The 17,825-nt window shown below is 39.8% G+C and carries 16 protein-coding genes; 6 read left to right on the top strand and 10 right to left on the bottom strand.

Going from position 1 to position 17,825, the window contains the following annotated elements; genetic code table 11:
• Window positions 1-86 precede the first annotated feature (86 nt).
• The 7 genes from F3G86_RS01345 to rpsU form a co-directional block, all read right to left on the bottom strand.
• Window positions 87-878, bottom strand: coding sequence for a DUF2314 domain-containing protein (locus F3G86_RS01345; RefSeq protein WP_149722759.1), 792 nt, complete (start codon window positions 876-878; stop codon window positions 87-89).
• Between the two features lie 262 nt (window positions 879-1,140).
• A complete protein-coding gene (locus F3G86_RS01340) occupies window positions 1,141-1,638 on the bottom strand; it encodes a YajQ family cyclic di-GMP-binding protein (RefSeq protein ID WP_002942447.1) in 498 nt (165 codons plus the stop codon).
• Window positions 1,639-1,641: 3 nt separating this feature from the next.
• Window positions 1,642-2,571 (bottom strand): D-2-hydroxyacid dehydrogenase, encoded by a 930-nt coding sequence (locus F3G86_RS01335; protein WP_149722758.1) that lies wholly within the window; start codon window positions 2,569-2,571, stop codon window positions 1,642-1,644.
• Window positions 2,572-2,573: 2 nt separating this feature from the next.
• Window positions 2,574-3,755, bottom strand: coding sequence for a glutathionylspermidine synthase family protein (locus F3G86_RS01330; RefSeq protein ID WP_149722757.1), 1,182 nt, complete (start codon window positions 3,753-3,755; stop codon window positions 2,574-2,576).
• Between the two features lie 2 nt (window positions 3,756-3,757).
• Window positions 3,758-4,375 carry a UPF0323 family lipoprotein gene (locus F3G86_RS01325; RefSeq protein ID WP_103576121.1) on the bottom strand — a complete coding sequence of 206 codons (618 nt, stop codon included), beginning with the start codon at window positions 4,373-4,375 and terminating at the stop codon, window positions 3,758-3,760.
• A complete protein-coding gene (locus tag F3G86_RS01320; protein ID WP_103576122.1) occupies window positions 4,372-5,004 on the bottom strand; it encodes a DNA-binding protein in 633 nt (210 codons plus the stop codon). The genes F3G86_RS01325 and F3G86_RS01320 overlap by 4 nt, the downstream gene beginning before the upstream one ends.
• A gap of 103 nt (window positions 5,005-5,107) precedes the next feature.
• Window positions 5,108-5,320, bottom strand: a complete 213-nt coding sequence (gene rpsU, locus F3G86_RS01315) for a 30S ribosomal protein S21 (RefSeq protein WP_009294994.1) — start codon at window positions 5,318-5,320, stop codon at window positions 5,108-5,110.
• A 144-nt stretch (window positions 5,321-5,464) separates the two neighbouring features.
• Between rpsU and ccoG the strand changes: the two genes are divergently transcribed.
• The 6 genes from ccoG (at window position 5,465) to F3G86_RS01285 (ending at window position 13,469) form a co-directional block, all read left to right on the top strand.
• Window positions 5,465-6,790 (top strand): cytochrome c oxidase accessory protein CcoG, encoded by a 1,326-nt coding sequence (gene ccoG, locus F3G86_RS01310; RefSeq protein WP_149722756.1) that lies wholly within the window; start codon window positions 5,465-5,467, stop codon window positions 6,788-6,790.
• A gap of 30 nt (window positions 6,791-6,820) precedes the next feature.
• Window positions 6,821-7,453: a TetR/AcrR family transcriptional regulator gene (locus F3G86_RS01305; protein WP_149722755.1), complete on the top strand. Its 633-nt coding sequence runs from the start codon at window positions 6,821-6,823 to the stop codon at window positions 7,451-7,453.
• 101 nt (window positions 7,454-7,554) lie between these two features.
• The gene (locus tag F3G86_RS01300; protein WP_149722754.1) at window positions 7,555-8,712 is read left to right on the top strand and encodes an efflux RND transporter periplasmic adaptor subunit; all 1,158 of its coding nucleotides are present in this window, start codon (window positions 7,555-7,557) and stop codon (window positions 8,710-8,712) included.
• Window positions 8,713-8,722: 10 nt separating this feature from the next.
• Entirely contained in the window at window positions 8,723-11,848 is a 3,126-nt protein-coding gene (locus F3G86_RS01295; RefSeq protein ID WP_149722753.1) for an efflux RND transporter permease subunit, read from the top strand.
• Complete coding sequence (locus tag F3G86_RS01290) at window positions 11,838-13,220, top strand: efflux transporter outer membrane subunit (protein ID WP_149722752.1); 1,383 nt, start codon at window positions 11,838-11,840, stop codon at window positions 13,218-13,220. Before F3G86_RS01295 ends, F3G86_RS01290 begins: the two co-directional genes overlap by 11 nt.
• 18 nt (window positions 13,221-13,238) lie before the next feature.
• Window positions 13,239-13,469: a hypothetical protein gene (locus F3G86_RS01285; RefSeq protein WP_180995481.1), complete on the top strand. Its 231-nt coding sequence runs from the start codon at window positions 13,239-13,241 to the stop codon at window positions 13,467-13,469.
• 128 nt (window positions 13,470-13,597) lie between these two features.
• Here the strand turns inward: F3G86_RS01285 and aqpZ are convergent, their stop codons facing one another.
• The 3 genes from aqpZ to F3G86_RS01270 form a co-directional block, all read right to left on the bottom strand.
• Entirely contained in the window at window positions 13,598-14,305 is a 708-nt protein-coding gene (gene aqpZ / locus F3G86_RS01280) for an aquaporin Z (protein ID WP_103597902.1), read from the bottom strand.
• A 247-nt stretch (window positions 14,306-14,552) separates the two neighbouring features.
• The gene (locus tag F3G86_RS01275) at window positions 14,553-17,402 is read right to left on the bottom strand and encodes a type VI secretion system Vgr family protein (RefSeq protein WP_188116399.1); all 2,850 of its coding nucleotides are present in this window, start codon (window positions 17,400-17,402) and stop codon (window positions 14,553-14,555) included.
• On the bottom strand, window positions 17,402-17,825 hold a 424-nt coding region (locus F3G86_RS01270; RefSeq protein ID WP_188116398.1), incomplete at its 5' end, for a hypothetical protein. The genes F3G86_RS01270 and F3G86_RS01275, both read right to left, overlap by 1 nt.

Here is a 17,825-nt window from a genome sequence, read left to right as displayed (position 1 = left end):
TCTATTTTTATCTTCAACCAATCTCTCAAAGCTTTTCATATTTCAAAACCTTTTTATTTAAAACGTCTTTAAATTTACAAATTTATCTACCTAAGCACTTTTGCGATGTGCTCCCAGCCCAAATTCTCAGCAAAATCAGCTGCTGTTTTGCCACTTTTAGTGCGAACATTTTTATCAGCGCCGTATTTTAGTAAGAGATTTACAAGGTTTAAATTCCCAGCGATCGCCTCGTGGTGAAGCTGCGTATATCCAAACTCATCGGCGTCTGTAGCTATGCTTGGGTGCTCTTTTGCGTAGTTTTCAAACTGTTCCGTCATATTTTTACTCATTGGATGCTCTATCAAATTTTCTGGGTGCTCTTTTTGCTCAAAAACTACCAAGATATCGTTATAATCGCCAAAATCAAGCCCCCAAGCCGCGTCATGCTCGGCTAGCTCATCTTTTTGCATGTGTGATCGCATCGCCTGCACGCTAAATCCGCCGTATGCGCGCCCACCTATGGCAAAGAGCCAGTCGCTCATCTCATCTATCTTTGCGCTTACTTGATCTCCGACTTTCACGTTTTGCACTGTGTCTGGCTCATTTACGAGCGTGCCATAGATAGTTTCGCCGTCAAATTCCACGTCGTTTATCCACATATGCTCGCCCACCTCTTCGCCGTTTATGGTGTCAAGAAAGCAAATTTTAACCATCGCATAGTCAAGCCTCGGCACGATCCTGCGGCGCTCCCAGTAAAGCTCACGCCAAAAATATCTAAAGCTCTCACGAGCCTGCTCAAATGCGCGCTGCATGTAGTCTTCGTCGCTATTGACAAAATAGATCGGCATCTGCTCGCCAAGATCTATTTGCTTGCCAAAAATTTTCTTAAAAAAGCTCATTTTTTATCCTTAGTGAAATAAATTTAAATGCAAATTTGCAAAAACTGCGAAATTTAAAACGAAACCAGCCAAATTTTGAATGAAAAAACAAGCGACCTTTTCGCAAAATTAGGCGAGGCTATTTCAAAAATTTAGCCTGCCAACTTACCAAATATCGTGAGATGGACTTAAATGTTGCGACGAAAAATGAAGCCTGCGCTAGGCACTTAGCCTGCGGAGTGAGAATTTTTCTAGCTCATTTAAAGGCACTCGCGAGTAGCTCTTATTTTAAGTTTTTAAAGCTTATCGGAAGCTCCAAATTTAACCCCCTAACCAGCTTTATACACTCCTGCAGATCATCTATGCTTTTGCTTGTCACTCTGATCTCTTCGCCCCTGATCTGCGCGCTCACCTTGATCTTTGAGTCTTTGATCGCTTTGGTGATCTTTTTTGAGTTTTCGCTATCAAGCGTGTCGTTTAACTTTAGCGTCGCCTTTAAATTTCCACCGCTCGCTGGCTCTCTTTTTGTCTCTGTGATCGCAACTGGCGGGATGTTACGCTTGATGAGCTTTGAGATCACGATGTCTTTTAGAGCGTCGATCTTATTGTCACTTGAGCTAAGAAGCGTGATAAATTTCTCTTTTTCGTTTAGCTCAACTTCAGCCGCAAGCCCCTTAAAGTCATACCTCGCAGCAATCTCTTTTTTTGCCGTCTCAAGAGCGTTTTTAACCTCCATCATATCGACCTCAGCACTTATATCAAAGCTGTGTTCGCTTGCCATTTTCTATCCTTTTATAAATTCTTCTATATTTTTAACTATCAGTGAGATCAGCCGTTTTCTGGCCTCCAAACTACCCCATGCCACGTGCGGCGTGATGAGTAAATTTGACTTCTTTTTTACCTTTAAAAATGGGTTATTTTCACTCATTGGCTCGCTCTCCAAAACGTCGGTGCCAAAACGCAGGTTTCTCTCGTCTATCGCCCTTGCCATCGCCGCTTCGTCCACTATGCCGCCACGTCCTAAATTTAGCACTATCGCATCATCTTTTAGCAAATTTATCTCGTTTGTGCCCAGTAAATTTCTAGTTTTTTCATTTAGCGGTGCGTGGATAGTGATGATGTCGCTGCTTCTTAGTAGCTCGTCTAGGCTTTTTTGCTTAAATTCGCTATTTTTATTTGCTCCGCTTGTCGAGTAGTAGCTCACGTTTGCGCCAAATGCACGTGCCACTGCCGCCACCCCGCGTCCTATTTCACCAAGTCCGATGATGCCAAATTCTTTGCCAGCGATCTCGCTGATATCTGCGCCAAGATAGGTGAAAATTTCACTCTTCACCCACTCGCTGTTTTTTACGTACTCATCATAAAATTTTATGCGATTTGTTAGCTCAAAAAGCAAGGCAAATGTGTGCTGCACGACGCTTGCGGTTGAGTAGCCAGCGACATTTTTTACAGCTATATTTTTAGCTTTTGCGTGCTCTAGATCTACGTTATTCATACCAGTTGCGCTTATACAGATAAGCTTTAAATTTGTCGCGTCCATCACGGCTTTGTCGATGACGACCTTGTTTGTGATGACGACATCAACGCCCTTTAGACGCCCCACGACCTCTTCGCTCTTAGTTTTTTGGTAGCTGATAAACTCGCCAAATTTCTTAAAAACACTAAGATCAACGTTTTCGCCAAGAGTGGCTGCGTCTAAACAAACGATCTTCATCTTTAATCCTTAATGAAATGTCCTACAAATTTAGAGTAGTTATCTAAAATTTTACCGCCCTTTCTATATCCAAGAGCGCACGCTTCATAAACGTAAAATACGCCAGCTTGGTAGCTCTCACCTCTCTCATCTTGATTAAACTCGTAAAATTCTTGATAGATGGCTTTGTTTGAGTCGTATTCGCCGTCGTTGCTTGCTATTTGTGCGCCGTTTTCGTCGTGTATCGAGACGTTTGCACCCTCTCTGCCAAAGAGCGGTTTTTTGACATATTTTTTGCCTTTTAGCGGCTCGTTTGAGGTTTCAAGCAAGAGCGGATGATTAGGATATAGATCCCAAAGGATTTTTAAAATCCCTTTGCTTTGGAAAAGTAGCGTGTAGGCTGGATTTATGATGATAGCTTTTTGATTTTTGACGATGTTTGAGAGTATGAGTGCCAGCTCGCCCTCATCGATCGCTATGCTCTCCCAAGGCACTAACTTGAACCAATACTCGAAATTTTCATCATTTTTAAAAATGCCCTCATTATCGTCAAAAACGACCTCATCAACGTAGGCAAAGTCTGTTACAAAACCAGCCTCTTTTGCGATGTATTGCAGTAGTTTTACGGTCTGCTCATCCTCGATACTGCCAGCGATACTGCTAAAGAGTATCCCCCAGCCCTCATAAAGCTCGTCAAAGTCCGCATCCTTGTCGCCAAGCGTGATAAGGCGTTTGAAATTTTGCTTTAGCGACTCGTAAAGGTCGTTAAACTGGGCTGCTTCGTCCATGTGATTTAGCTTTAGCATCGCCCACTGGATGATCGCCGTCTCAAAAACTGCCGTTGGCGTGTCTGCGTTAAATTCAATGAGCTTTATAGGCTTACCATCAAGCCCTCCAGCTAGATCAAACCTGCCGTAAAGGTGCCAGTGAACGTCATTTTCCCAGCTATTTTTTATGATATCAACAAGGTTAAATGGTATGCCTATCTCGTGAAAAAGGTTGTTGTCGATCACGTGCTGAGCAGCATTTACATACATATCATATAACTCGTTTGCCGCCTCGTAGTAGGCATTTGCCTCTTTTTCGCTTACTTGCACGATCTCATCTGCGATATACGAGCTGTTGTCGTTATCTGTGTGCCATGCAAAGCCGATTTTCTCCATAAATTCGTTGTTTAATGGGGTGATTTTTCTTAAATTTATCATTTTTAGCCTCCAAAACTTGATGAGCTAGAGCTTGACTTTGAGCCACCACCGAAAAATCCACTCTTACCACCACTGCTTCTTGCAGCAGAATTTGCCGCTTTTTGCTTGTTAAAGCTATCGACACTTCTTGTGTAGGCACTTGGATTTTTATATGTGTTTTGGCGATTTGCTTGGAAATTTTGGTTGCCAAAGAGCTTACTACCTATCCAGCTACCAAGTATCGCGCCAGCTGCTGAGGCAAGGATCGTCTCGCCAAGGCTTAGCCCGCCGCTACTTAGCTGTGCGTCACTAGTCCTTGTCAAATTTGAAGTGTTATTGTCGATCTTTGCGTTTGCTTGCGCTAGAAGCTTATCGATCTCGTCTTTGCTTAGCACGCGCTCGGTGCCATTTATATCTTTTAGCACTACCCTAGTTTCGGTGCTTGGGTACTCTTCTAAGATTTTATAAACGCCAGGCGCGCTCTCTTCGATGATGACAAAGGCGCCATTTTTTTGCGCAACTTCATTTAGTGCGTTTTCATTGCCGCCATCGTCGCTTCCGCAACCAGCAAGTCCAGCCATTATAATGGCACCAAATCCTCCAACCGCAGCATAAGTTGCTATCTTTTTAATGTGTTTCATATCTCTCCTATCAACTCTTTTAAATTTTTATGTCTTCTAACAAGTATCACGCCGCGTTTAAATTTGATAAATTTGGAGTGATGTATCGCTTTTATTATCTTTTCACTGATCTTTTTTGTCGCTTTTGGCTTTAAATTTAACTCCTTTAGATATTCGCTTAAATTTATCCATTTTGACTCGTCCTCTATCTGAACATCTATCGCCACTTCGCTTGCGGCACTTTCGTTTTTAGGTGCTAAAAGCGGCCTTTGCATAGCATTTAGAAACTGCATGAGCTTCTCGTCTCTGTCCTTGTAAATTTGCAAAATTTCATTTTTGCGCTCGATGAGCATCTGCTCTTTTTCTTTAAAAAGCCTATCTTTATCGGCTTGCAAATTTAAATTTAAGCTCTTTAGCTCATTTAGCTCATTTAACAAATAGCTTACAAAATCGTCGTTTTGGGATTTAGTTTTTGTGCTTTTTGGGGCGGTCTTTGCGGGTTTTTCGCTACTTGGCTCCTCGTCAAGGATGACAAATTTAGTGCCATTTTCAATGACCGTTTTTAACGAGCCTCGGCGGATTCTATTATAGACTGCTTCTTTTGTTATGCCTAAAATTTCTGCAGCTTCATTTACAGCTAGCTTTTGCATCGGATTTCCGTTTAAAATAAAATAAAAAAATTGCTTTGATTATAAAAAAATAAGGCTAAAAGAAGAGTTAAACAAAGAGAGCAAAGCTCCCTTTGTCTTGGTTTTAGAGTCTTGACTCGTAGCGTCTAAGCATATAAAGACGTTTAAGCATTTTCTTGCGAGCTGCAATTTTTTGTTTCTTGCGGATCTCAGTTTTAGGCTCAAAGAAGCGTCTAGCTCTTGCTTCAGTAACGACTAAGTTACGATCAGTTTGTTTTTTAAACTTTCTGTAACCCTCGTCAAATGACTCGTTAGGATGTACCTTAATACCAGGCAACGTCCTCACCACCTTTCAGATTAAAATAAGCCGTGAGTATAGTTTAACTTTCATAAATTTAAGCTTTTAGGCAAATTTAAAATATTTAATACTTTTTTAATAACCCAAAATTTATAATCTTAAAATTTCAAAAAAAGGCTCACCATGTCAAAGGATGTTCATTTTACCTACGCCAAGAGGCGTTACATTTTTTTTGCCTGTATCACGTTATTTGTATTTATTTTGCCATTTATTAGGATAAATGACGCGCAGCTATTTTTGCTAAGTTTTGATAAGAGCAGGGTTGATCTATTTTTTACAAAATTTGATATGCAAGAGCTATATTTGATGCCGTTTTTGTTTATCACTTTGTTTTTAAGCATATTTTTTCTAACGACGCTTGCAGGGCGTGTCTGGTGCGGTTGGAGCTGTCCGCAAACTATTTTCAGAACGATATTTCGTGACCTTTTGCAAACTAAAATTTTAAATATCAGAAAAAATATCCAAAACAAACAAAATGAACCACAAGGTCAAATTTTTAAGCGTGCATTAGCAGTTGGAATTTGGTGCGTTTTAGCTCTTGTCATAGCTGCAAATTTCATGTGGTTTTTTGTGCCGCCGTTTGATTTTTTAGCCTATATAAGCGAGCCAAGCGAACATAAAATTTTACTTGCGTTTTGGCTTGGTATCGCTGCTTGGCTAGTATATGACGTGGTCATTTTAAAAGAGAATTTCTGCGTCTATGTCTGCCCGTATGCGAGGGTGCAGTCAGTTATGTTTGATAGTGACACGATACAAGTTATCTACAATCAAAAACGAGGCGGCGTCATATATGAGGGCCGGGAGAAATTTAAAAAGCCAAAAGAAGAAGGCGCGCTTTGCACTGGCTGCGAGGCCTGCGTGAGGATATGCCCAACGCATATAGATATAAGAAAAGGCATGCAACTTGAGTGTATAAACTGCCTTGAATGTAGCGATGCGTGCGCTAAAGTGATGGGGCACTTTAACGAGAGCTCGCTTATAGAGTGGAGAAGTATAAATTCTCAAAATGAAAATAAAAAGGTGAAAATTTTTAGATTTAGAACTGTTGCCTATCTTATCATTTTATGCGTTGTCTTAGCAGCTGCGGTGCTGATGAGTGGTAAAAAAGAGAACATGCTTTTAAATATAAATAGAACTAGCGAACTTTACAAGGTTTTAGATCAAGGTGAAGTTGAAAATTCTTACGTCTTTTTGGTGCAAAACACCCAAAATAAAGAGCATACATTTTTCTTTGAGATAGATGATAAAAGCATAGAAATTTCGCGTCCAAGTAAGCCATTCATGCTAAAAGCTGGTGCAAAACAAAAGGTCATCGTCACTCTAAAATCAAAAAATGAAAACACGAGCGAAAAAGATCTTTTAAAACATATAAATATAAAAGCTTACGCCACTGACGAGCCAACTATCAGCGTGCAAAGGGCTAGCACCTTTATCTATCCTAAAAGATGATAAAATGGCGAAAATTTAGCGGGAAGTGAAATGGCGATCTCAGAAAAAGGCAAAAAACGATACGAACTCATCGTAAAAACAGCGCTTGATCTATTTTTAAAAAATGGCTACGAAAAGACAAGCCTTAGCGATATCGTGGCGATAAGTGGCGGCTCGCTTGCTAGCATTTACACATTTTTTGAGAGTAAAGAGGGGCTTTTTCAAGCGATCATCGAGCAAGAGATAGATGCGCTTATAAAAGAGGTCGATGAGAGGATAGATCTTAAAATTTCTCACAGCTTGGAGGAGTTTTTAACCAAATTTGCAACCATTATTTTTTCTATCATCTGCACCAAGAAAAATATCTCACTTGGCAGGATAATGATGAGTGAGGGCCCTAAAAATGGCGGCAAACTTGGTAGGGTATTTTTAGATCAAATTTTAAATAGGATCGACCTTGTGCTTATAAATTTCTTTGAAAGAGATGAGATAAAAGCACAGCTAAATCCAAAATTTCCAGCCAAATTTGCTGCAAAGTGCTTTATGAAAAATGTAATTGGTCTTTATTACTTCGACTCACTTATGGTAAATGAGGAGCCAAAACTAAGCAAAAAAGAGCGTGAAGAGCACGTTGCTTTATGCGTGGAGCTATTTTTAAATGGCGTTAGAAAAAAGTTGGATTGACTTTTAATTTATATTTAGTTATAGTCAGTGACTTTTATGATTTGTAATGAAAATTACAAAACTAAACTTGGGATTAAAATTTAAAATTAAGAGAGGTTTTTATGTTGAAATTTAAAAGTTTTCTTGTGCTTTCAGCTGCCGTTTTTTTGCTTTCTGGCTGCTTTGAAAGTGGCGACAAAAAGGCTGCTGCAGGCCGCCAGATGCCAACATCTCATGTTGATATATTTGTGGCTAAAAAAGCGGATGTGCCTATTAGCTTTGACTACACAGCCACGGTTACTAGTAACCAAGATGTCATCATCTATCCAAAGGTTGGCGGCACGATCATAAAGCAGTTTTTTAAGCCTGGCGACAAGGTCAAGGCTGGGGAGAAGCTATTTCTCATAGATCCAGAGAAATATCAAGCTAGCTACGACTCACTTGATGCAGCTGTCGGCGTTGCAAATGCAAATTTAAAAAATGCCGAGACTGAGTTTAAAAGAATTTCTGCCCTTTATAAGAAAAATGCAGTATCTCAAAAAGACTACGACGCAGCCGTTGCAGCTTACGATATAGCAAATGCAAATTTAGTAAGCGCAAAAGCAAATTTAAAAAATGCAAAGATAGATCTAGGCTACACAAGCATAGTGGCTCCATTTAACGGCGTAGTGGGCGATAATAAAGTCGATGTTGGCTCACTTGTCATAGCAAGCCAAACAAAACTTGTAAGGCTAACTAAGATAAATCCGATCGAAGCTGACTTTTACATCGCAGATGTGGATAATCTAAGTAGAAAAGCAAATTTAGATAGTGGCGCTTGGCAGCAACTAAATAGCGAGGCTGTTTTAAATTTAAACAATGAAAATTTCACCGGCAAAGTGACATTTATAGATAATGTCGTAAATACCGCAACTGGTAGCGTTTTGGCAAAGGCTAGCTTTGATAACAGCGAAGGTAAAATTTTACCAGGTGCGTTTGGTCATATAAAGATGAGCGGATTTGTTCAAAAAAATGCCTTTAACATCCCGCAAGTCGCCCTTCAACAAAGCGCTACAAACACTTATGTTTTGGTCGTGAAAGATGGCAAAGTAGGACAAAAAAATGTAAAAACAGGATATCAAACAAAAGATATGGTCGTAGTGACTGAGGGTCTTGAAGAGGGCGATAAGATAATAGTTAATAACTTCCTTAAAATCGGAGTTGGCGCACCAGTTGAAACTGATAAAGACCTAAGCGCAAATTTCTTAAACAAAGATGCAAACGCTACAAGTAGCAAGTAAAGGCAGATAGATGTTTTCAAGATTTTTCATAAACCGCCCGATATTTGCAACTGTTATATCTATCATCATAGTTATAGCAGGTTTTATGGGTATCAAGGGGCTTCCTATAGAGGAGTATCCAAGTCTTACTCCGCCTACTGTCTCTGTAACTGCGACATATAGCGGTGCAGATGCGCAGACGATCGCTGACTCGGTCGCAAGTGCCATTGAAGATCAGATAAATGGTGTTGAAAATATGCTTTATATGCAAAGCACCTCAAGCTCAGCTGGTACTATGAATATAAGCGTATATTTTAAGATCGGCTCATCAGCAAAGCAAGCTACGATCGATGTAAATAACCGCGTGCAAGCTGCCCTTTCAAGATTGCCTCAAGAGGTGCAAAGCATGGGTGTAACGGTGCGCGAAAGAAGTGGCTCGATCCTTCAAGTAGTTGGCTTTACAAATCCAAATATGAACCAAGTTGAGCTATATAACTATGTAAATTTAAACATCGCTGATGCGATCAAAAGGGTAAATGGTATCGGCGATACAGTGCTAATTGGCAACAAAGAGTACTCGATGAGAATTTGGCTAAAGCCAGACAAGCTCGCTCAGTTTAAACTAACTCCAAGCGACGTCATCTCTCAAGTAAGAATTCAAAACTCACAATACGCCGCTGGTAAGATCGGTGAGCAGCCATCAAAAGGTGAAAATCCTTATGTTTATTCAGTAGTTTCTGAAGGACGTTTTAAAGATCCAAAGCAGTTTGGTGAAATTTTGATAAAAAGTGATGACGGCACAGTCGTCAAGCTAAAAGAGGTCGCTACAGTCGAGCTTGGAGCTGCTAGCTACGCATCTGAAGCTATGCTAAATGGCAAGCCAGCAGTGCCACTTTTGCTATTTTTGCAAAACGACGCAAACGCACTTGCAACTGCTGAAGCGGTCAAAGCAAAGCTTGAAGAGCTAAAGAAAACTTATCCAGTTGGCTTAGAGCACACGATAGCTTATAATCCAACTGAATTTATCACCGTCTCAATAGACGAAGTCATAAAAACTTTCATAGAAGCGATGGTGCTAGTTCTTGTCGTAATGTACTTCTTCTTAAAGAGCTTTAGAGCTACCATCATACCGATGCTTGCTGTGCCAGTCTCCATCATAGGCACATTTGGCGGGCTTTATGTGATGGGCTTTAGTATAAATTTGATCACACTTTTTGCCCTGATCCTAGCCATCGGTATCGTCGTGGATGACGCGATCATCGTTATAGAAAACGTCGAGAGAATTTTGCATGAAGATAAAGAGATAAGTGTAAAAGACGCGACATTTAAGGCAATGGAGGAGGTGCAAACTCCGGTTATCTCTATTGTGCTCGTGCTTTGCGCGGTTTTCGTGCCAGTTTCATTTATGGAGGGCTTTGTTGGCGTTATACAAAAGCAGTTTGCGCTAACACTTGTCGTTGCTGTTTGTATCTCAGGCTTTGTCGCTCTTACTCTTACGCCAGCGCTTTGTGCGGTTATGCTTAAGAAGCAAGAGAGCAAGCCATTTTGGATAGTTCAGAAATTTAATGACTTCTTTGACTTTAGCACTAGGCTATTTACAGCTGGCGTGGCAAAAATTTTAAAACATGTCATCATTAGCTTTATAGTAATTGGCATAATGGGATTTGCTACGTATGGCTTGTTTCAAAAGGTGCCAAAAGGACTTGTGCCTTCAGAAGATAAGGGCGCTTTGATGGTTATCACCTCACTTCCACCTTCAACAAATATGCTAAAGACTAAAGAAGAGGTAAAATCTATTAGTAATGCCATTTTAAGCAATCCAAATGTCGAATTTACCATGGGCTTTGCAGGCTATGATATGCTAGCTAGCTCACTTAGAGAAAACTCAGCCATTAGCTTTATCAAGCTAAAAGACTGGAGCGAGAGAAAAGGTGCAACGGACGGCGCAGATGCTTTAGTAGGTCAGTTTAACGGCATGCTTTGGGGCTCTAAAAACTCGTTGACCTTCGTCGTAAATGTGCCACCTATCATGGGTCTATCAATGACTGGCGGCTTTGAGATGTATCTACAAAACAAAAGTGGCAAAAGCTACAACGAGATAGAAGCAGACGCTAGAAAGGTGACCGCGGCAGCAAATGCAAGACCTGAGCTAACTGGCGTAAGAACGACGCTTGAGACGAACTACCGCCAGTTTAAGATAACTGTTGATAAAGAGAAAGCAAGGCTATTTGGTGTAAGCGAGAGTGAAATTTTTAGCACGATAGCCGCTACTTTTGGCTCTTACTACATAAATGACTTCAACCTTGCTGGTAAATCTTACCGCGTATATGCAAGAGCGAGCGATAACTTTAGAAACAACCCTGAGGATCTAAGAAAGATTTTCGTCCGCTCATATGAGGGCGGCATGGTGCCATTAAATTCAGTAGCAACGCTTACAAGATCTATCGGACCTGATATCGTTGATAGATTTAACCTCTTTCCAGCGGCTAAGATCATGGGCGATCCAAAACCTGGCTACACATCAGGCGATGCGATAAGAGCGATCCAAGAGGTCGTAAATGACACGCTAAGCAGCGACGACTACGCTATAAGCTGGGCAGGAACTGCGTATCAAGAGGTAAATTCTCAAGGAACAGGCACGGTTGCCTTTATCTTTGGTATGGTCTTTGTCTTCTTGATCCTTGCTGCTCAGTACGAAAGATGGCTCATCCCACTAGCAGTCATCACAGCCGTGCCGTTTGCGGTATTTGGCTCGTTGCTAGCTGTTTGGATAAGAGGGTTAACAAACGACATCTACTTTGAGATCGGTCTTTTGCTACTCATCGGTCTGGCGGCCAAAAACGCCATCTTGATCGTAGAATTTGCTATGCAAGAGCGTGAGAGCGGAAAGAGCATATTTGAATCAGCCGTAAATGCGGCCAAACTTCGCTTTAGACCTATCGTTATGACATCTATCGCATTTACGCTTGGCGTTTTCCCAATGGTTATAAGCACAGGCGCAGGCGCTGCATCTCGCCACTCACTAGGAACTGGCGTGGTTGGTGGCATGATCGCATCAACAACGATAGCGATATTTTTCGTGCCTATGTTTTACTATTTGCTTGAAAATTTAAATGAAAAATACTGGAAAAAGGGAGCAAAAAAAGATGAAAAATAAGGCGTTTATACTTATAACAGCGGCGTTTTTGGCTGGTTGCTCGTTTCGCCCAGATATGCCAAACGTGGATACAAATTTCACCTCGACATACACTTTCGAGACAAGCGATATAAGAGATCTTTGGTGGAAGGAATTTCACGATGAAAATTTAAATTCTCTAGTCGAAAGTGCGCTTGAGAAAAATACAAATTTACGCATTGCATATTTAAATTTACAAAAAGCAAAGGCAAGTCTTGGCATTGCTGAAGCTGATTTGCTACCGGGGGTAAATTTAAACGCAGGTGCCACAAGAACTAGAAATAGTGCCGAGACTGCCACACACATGCCTCAAACTACTTCAAAAAGCTATGAGATAAATTTAGGTCTTAACTACGAGATAGATCTCTGGGGCAGAGTAAGAAATAGCGTGCTTGCAGCTAATGAAAATTTAAATGCGAGCAAATTTGACTATGATAGCGCCAGACTTAGCCTTAGCTCAAGTGTGGCAAAAAGCTACTTTGCTCTAGTGTCGCTAAACATGCAAGAAGCGGTGCTAAAAGAGACACTAAAAACCTATGAGGACACACTAGCACTTCGCAAAACGCAGCTTGATCTTGGTGGCATAAATGAGATGACCTATCTGCAAAGTAAGGCTGAAGTAGAAAGGGCAAAAACAAGCCTAACTTCAGTGCTAAACTCAAAGTCACAAGCGCTTACTTCGCTAGCCATCCTAACTGGCAAAAGCAATGATGAAATTTTAAAAGGAGCCGTTGCTAGTGCGCAAAATTTACCAAGCTCACCTGAGATAAAGGCTGGTATTAGCTCAGATGTTTTGCTTAGAAGAAGCGACGTGGCAAAGGCACTAGCAGATCTAAAAGCTACAAATGCCCTTGTTGGCGTAGCGCGCGCTCAATATTTCCCAACGCTATCCCTTACAGGTCTTTTTGGCTTTGCAAGCGACGAGTTTGATAGAATTTTTATGGGTAGCGCAAGCGTTTGGAGCTTAGGAGCAAATTTAACACAGAAAATTTTTGATTTTGGCAGGACAAAGAATAACGTCCGTGTTGCTGAGACAAACGAGCAAATCGCAGCTATCACTTACGAAGCGACTGTTAGATCGGCCCTTGGCGAGGTTAGAGATGCCCTTATATCAAGGCAAAACGCAAAGCTCTCTTTGGATCAGGTAAAAAATTTGCTACAATCGCAGCAAAAAATTTATTCGCTTGCTAAAGATCAGTATAACGCTGGCTATATCGGCCACTTAGAGCTTCTTGATGCACAGAGAAATTTGCTTCAAGCAAAGCTTCAAGATGTCTCAGCTAAGCTTGATGAGGTAGATAGCGCGGTTGAAGTTTATAGGGCACTTGGCGGCGGATTTAAGGTAGATAAATAAACTCAAAAAGGAGAAAAGTTGATGACTAAGATTTTAAATTTTTTATTTTCTTGGGGATTTTTTGTTTTTGCTATCGCTCTTGGCGTAGCATTATGGTTTGCGATAAATTACGTGGATACCATTAGGCTTGAGTCAAGCTTTTATGATATCGGCGAGATATTTATGATGGCAGCTGTCTTTGGTATCGTTTTTTACCTTATCGCAGCGATATTTGTTATACCTATTAGGGCGATGACAAAAAAGGCCTAAATCCTCTTTTCATCTAAGAATTAAATTTCTTAGATGACCCCTCAAAAATACATTATAAATTTCTTTTTACTTATTTAAATTTTAGAAGTAGAAAGGGCGAAGATCGCCCCTTGAAGTATAAAATTTGATTATTTTGCGCTTTTGCAGCCGCATGTGCAGCCTAAAATCCTATAAATGATAGCTCCGATGATCGCTCCAACGATAGGTGCAACCCAGAAAAGCCAAAGCTGCTCTAGTGCCCAAGTGCCTTGAAATATCGCAACGCCAGTTGAGCGAGCTGGATTAACCGATGTGTTTGTGATAGGTATCGAGATAAGGTGGATCAGCGTCAAACCAAGGCCAATAGCGATAGGTGCAAAGCCCTTTGGAGCACGCTCATCAGTAGCACCTAGGATGATGATAAGGAAAAACGCAGTTAGGACTATCTCTGCAACAAGTGCTGAGACTAGATTGTAGCCATTTGGTGAGTGCTCGCCGTATCCGTTGCTAGCAAAACCGCTTGCAGTAGCGTCAAATCCAGCCTTGCCTGAAGCGATAAGATATAGCACGGCAGCAGCTGCGATCGCTCCGATAACTTGTGCGATGACGTAAGGTACGAAGTCTTTTTTGTCAAATCTTCCGCCAACCAATAGGCCAACTGAGACAGCAGGGTTGAAGTGTCCGCCACTGATGTGACCAACAGCGTAAGCCATCGTAAGAACTGTAAGACCAAAAGCAAACGCAACACCTACAAATCCGATACCAAGCTCTGGAAAAGCTGCTGCAAATATCGCGCTACCGCAACCTCCAAAAACTAACCAAAATGTGCCAAAAAACTCGGCTAAATATCTCTTCATTTTCTCCCTTTTAGGTAAATTAAAGGGGGCGATTTTAGCAAAAATGTGTGACATTACAAAATATTTGTAAAGATAAAGTTTTATATAAATTTTGCTTGTATAACTAAACAAAATTTAGAGTGCTTTAGAGTAGCTATAAGTGCTAGTAAAAATTTGATAGTTTTTATATAAGCTCTATGTAAAAAACTGAATCACTTTTTAATAAATTTGTAAAAACCCGCCAATTACTGACAGGTTTTTATGTATTTTACAGTGCCTTGATATCTCCGCCGATGACTCTTAGCCCCATGCTGTCAAATATCGCTTTTATGCCACTAACTTCTATAACCACGCTTGAGCCATTTATCGTTACTTTGGTGCTGCCTACTTGGTGGATGATCTCATTTTTAGCATTGACATCGTATGTCGTCTCGATCTCGCTATATTTTGAGTCCGCCATCTCGGTATGCTGCGCGGCTGTTTTTGTAGTGAAATTTGACTTAGTATTTATATCGATGTAGTTGTTTGCCTGAAGCACGATGTGCTCGTTACTAAACTCATTTATGCCTTTTTGCGAATTTAGCTTGTAGCTACCATCTATGTTTTGCTCTTTAGTACCTTTTATCTCTTTGGTTTCGTCGTTGTGTATGGTTGTGTTGAGGTTTGATTTTATCTCGACAAATTTATCATTGCCGACAAACTCATGTCTATCTTGACCAACTCTAGTTGTATCATCAACAGCTACATTTAGTGTGTTTGAGACGCCTACTACCGTATCTTTTGAAAGTCCAACCGTCGTTAAATATTCGCCTCCGACATTTACGTTTTTAGCAAGATCTATCGTTTGGATGTGCGCTTTTTTGACCCTTTCGGTGTAGCTACCATGCACTTGAGAGCTTTTATCGTTTAGGATCGTTTGAGAAAAGTCGTTATTTACTAGCTCGTCGTAGTCTTTCTCAGCTTTTACATAAATTTGCTCTTTGTTTTTTAAGTTTGACAAAGTGATCTCGTTTATGCCAGTCTCATTTGCACCGATCGTTTTTGAGCTAAGCGATGTTTGATGGTAGTTGTTATCTACATTTACTAGTGGCATATTTGAGGCATTATAGAGACTGCCACTTACCACTGGGTTATCTATGTCGTTTTGCAAAAATGAGATGATAACCTCATCGCCGACCCTAGGTATCGCAAAGAAGCCAGAGCTGTTGCTTGCGATAGGTGTGATCACTCTTAGATAGGCACTTTTATGATAGCTTGCGTTTATGGTGTCGTCTTTATCTATCTGCTCTTGTGTGCTAAAGGCGTTTAGTCTTACCTTTACTCTGCCGTAACTATCCGTATGGATGGTGTTTGTTTGGCTATTTAGCCCATCTTGTCCTACAACAAGACCTAGAGTGATGTCAGGCGCTTTTGGCTTTTGTTTATAGCTCGGTACAAATTTCACGCTGCTTGGGATGATGCTTAGTTCATTTGTATATGAGCTTATAAATTTCTTATCTTTTAAAGGGACATTGTCACCTAAATTTAGAGTATTTTCTAAAACGCTTTCGTCTATATAAGTGTGTTTTATAGCTATTATTTTAAACTCATACTCGCCACTACTTTGATCTATGGCGACTGAGATATTGTCGTTTAAATTTAGAGCAAAGACGTTTGAACTAGCGACAAATTCTTTCAAAAGCATATCGCTTCTTAGCTTTTTAAGATAGGTGCTGACCTCAAGCAATCTCGTATCACTAAATGAATACTCATCTAAATTTATATGCTTATCATAGATATTTACCTGCTCGTCAAATATCTTCTCATTTTTGCTCTCTAATACGTTTGGATAGGCTGTGTTTTGAAATGAGTGGGTGAAGCTGTTTGCTTTTAGAGTTTCGCTCTTTGTGATTTTATTTATGTGTTCGCTTGCAAGATTGTTATTTAAATTTACATTAAAGCTTACTTTTCTAGCCTTTTTGCCTTTGCTCGGTTCGCTTTGTGCTAGGCCTTCAGCTTGGTTGCTATAAGCTAGGATAAAGGTATCGTGAAAATAAATTTTCTCATTATCTTCGTAAAAATATATACCGCTATCATGGCAAAGTCTTGTTATAAAGGCTAGGTCGCTTTCGTTGTACTGCGCTATAAATTCTTTTTTATTGTAGCTATTTTTGATATTTGAGAAGTCTAGCTCTTTAGTTAGCCTTTGCTTGTTAAAAGACAAAATTTCTTTTACTACTTCAAGCACGCTTTGATCTGTGTAAATTCTATTTGCTCTATTTATACTTAGTCTATATAGCGAAGATGTGAGTTTAAATTTGAAGAAATATTTTTTGTCTATATTTGTGCTACTATCGTCATCAACGCCTAGATACTCGACATCGCTTACTATGCCGCTAAAGTAGATATAGTCGCTGCCATTATTGCTAGGGATGATACTCTTGTTCGTAGAAGATGGTCTTTTTATGCTTAGCTTCATGCCTTTATCAAGGTATCTATATATGCCAGTTTGAGCGTTATCATTATATATGCTCTCTAAATTTTCATAAAGCGGGTTTTTGACCAAATTTATATAGGCAAAGCACTCTATGCTAAATATATCCTCTAAACTCTCATTTATATCGGCTCTTGTGACTATAAATTTATCGTTTGCTATCTGAAGAGTCGAGAAAGCATCGTTAGATACGCCATAATCTACAAAGCCGTCTGTCGCCACTGAGTTACCAGATGCCAGCATGACTGGCTTAGTTAGTGATGATGTTGGTGATGTTATGTTTTTGTCCATTTGTTGCTCTTTCAATCTTTTTTCGTTTTCTTCTTCTTGTAATCTTTTTTCAAATTCTTTAATATCAGCATCATTTAATTTAATCGTAGGCTTTGACTCTTCCAGTATGCCAAGCCTTTTTGCCTCTTTATATTTTCTGAATTTAATTTCTGTTTGATCGTCTATGCCTCTTTTTACTCCTTCTCCAGCAGCATCAAAAATTTTGTCCATTAGTGGAGGTTTAGGATAAACTCTTATAAAAGCATCTACATTGTCTTTTGCATTTTGTGAGGTAGTTTTTTCTTTAAAGTCTTTCAAATCAGTGTTATCATTTTTTACTTCAAGTTTCTTCTTACTTATATTAAATAAATCCATTACCTATTCCTGCCTTCTACTAACTCATCAAATTCTTTTTCGTCATTTACAATTTTTAAAATAGATTTTAAAACGGCATAATCTTTTGGGTCTTGCCCATGATCTAATAGTTTTTTGATCAGTTTAAATTTCTCTTCTTTAAATTCCTTATATTTTGGTGTTTTTATAAATTTAAGCAATTCTTTACTGGCTCTTTTATTCTCTATTGGAACTCCATTACTATTAAAAAAAAACGAAAAGTCAAGCCCTATTGACGTAGATAGCCAGCCATTTGGAGTAGCACCCTTGTCTAAAAGCATGTCAATAGTTCTAGTCTTGTTTGCATCGTAAGCAAATTCTAATAAATTAGATCTAGCCATTAAATTATTTAATTTTACGCTAGCATTAGCATCACATCTGAGATCATCTATGTAGTATTTTATA

Source organism: Campylobacter concisus (assembly GCF_902460595.1).
In the GTDB taxonomy this organism is placed as follows: Bacteria; Campylobacterota; Campylobacteria; order Campylobacterales; family Campylobacteraceae; genus Campylobacter_A; species Campylobacter_A concisus_BL.
This window is presented reverse-complemented; position numbering and strand designations above follow the sequence as displayed.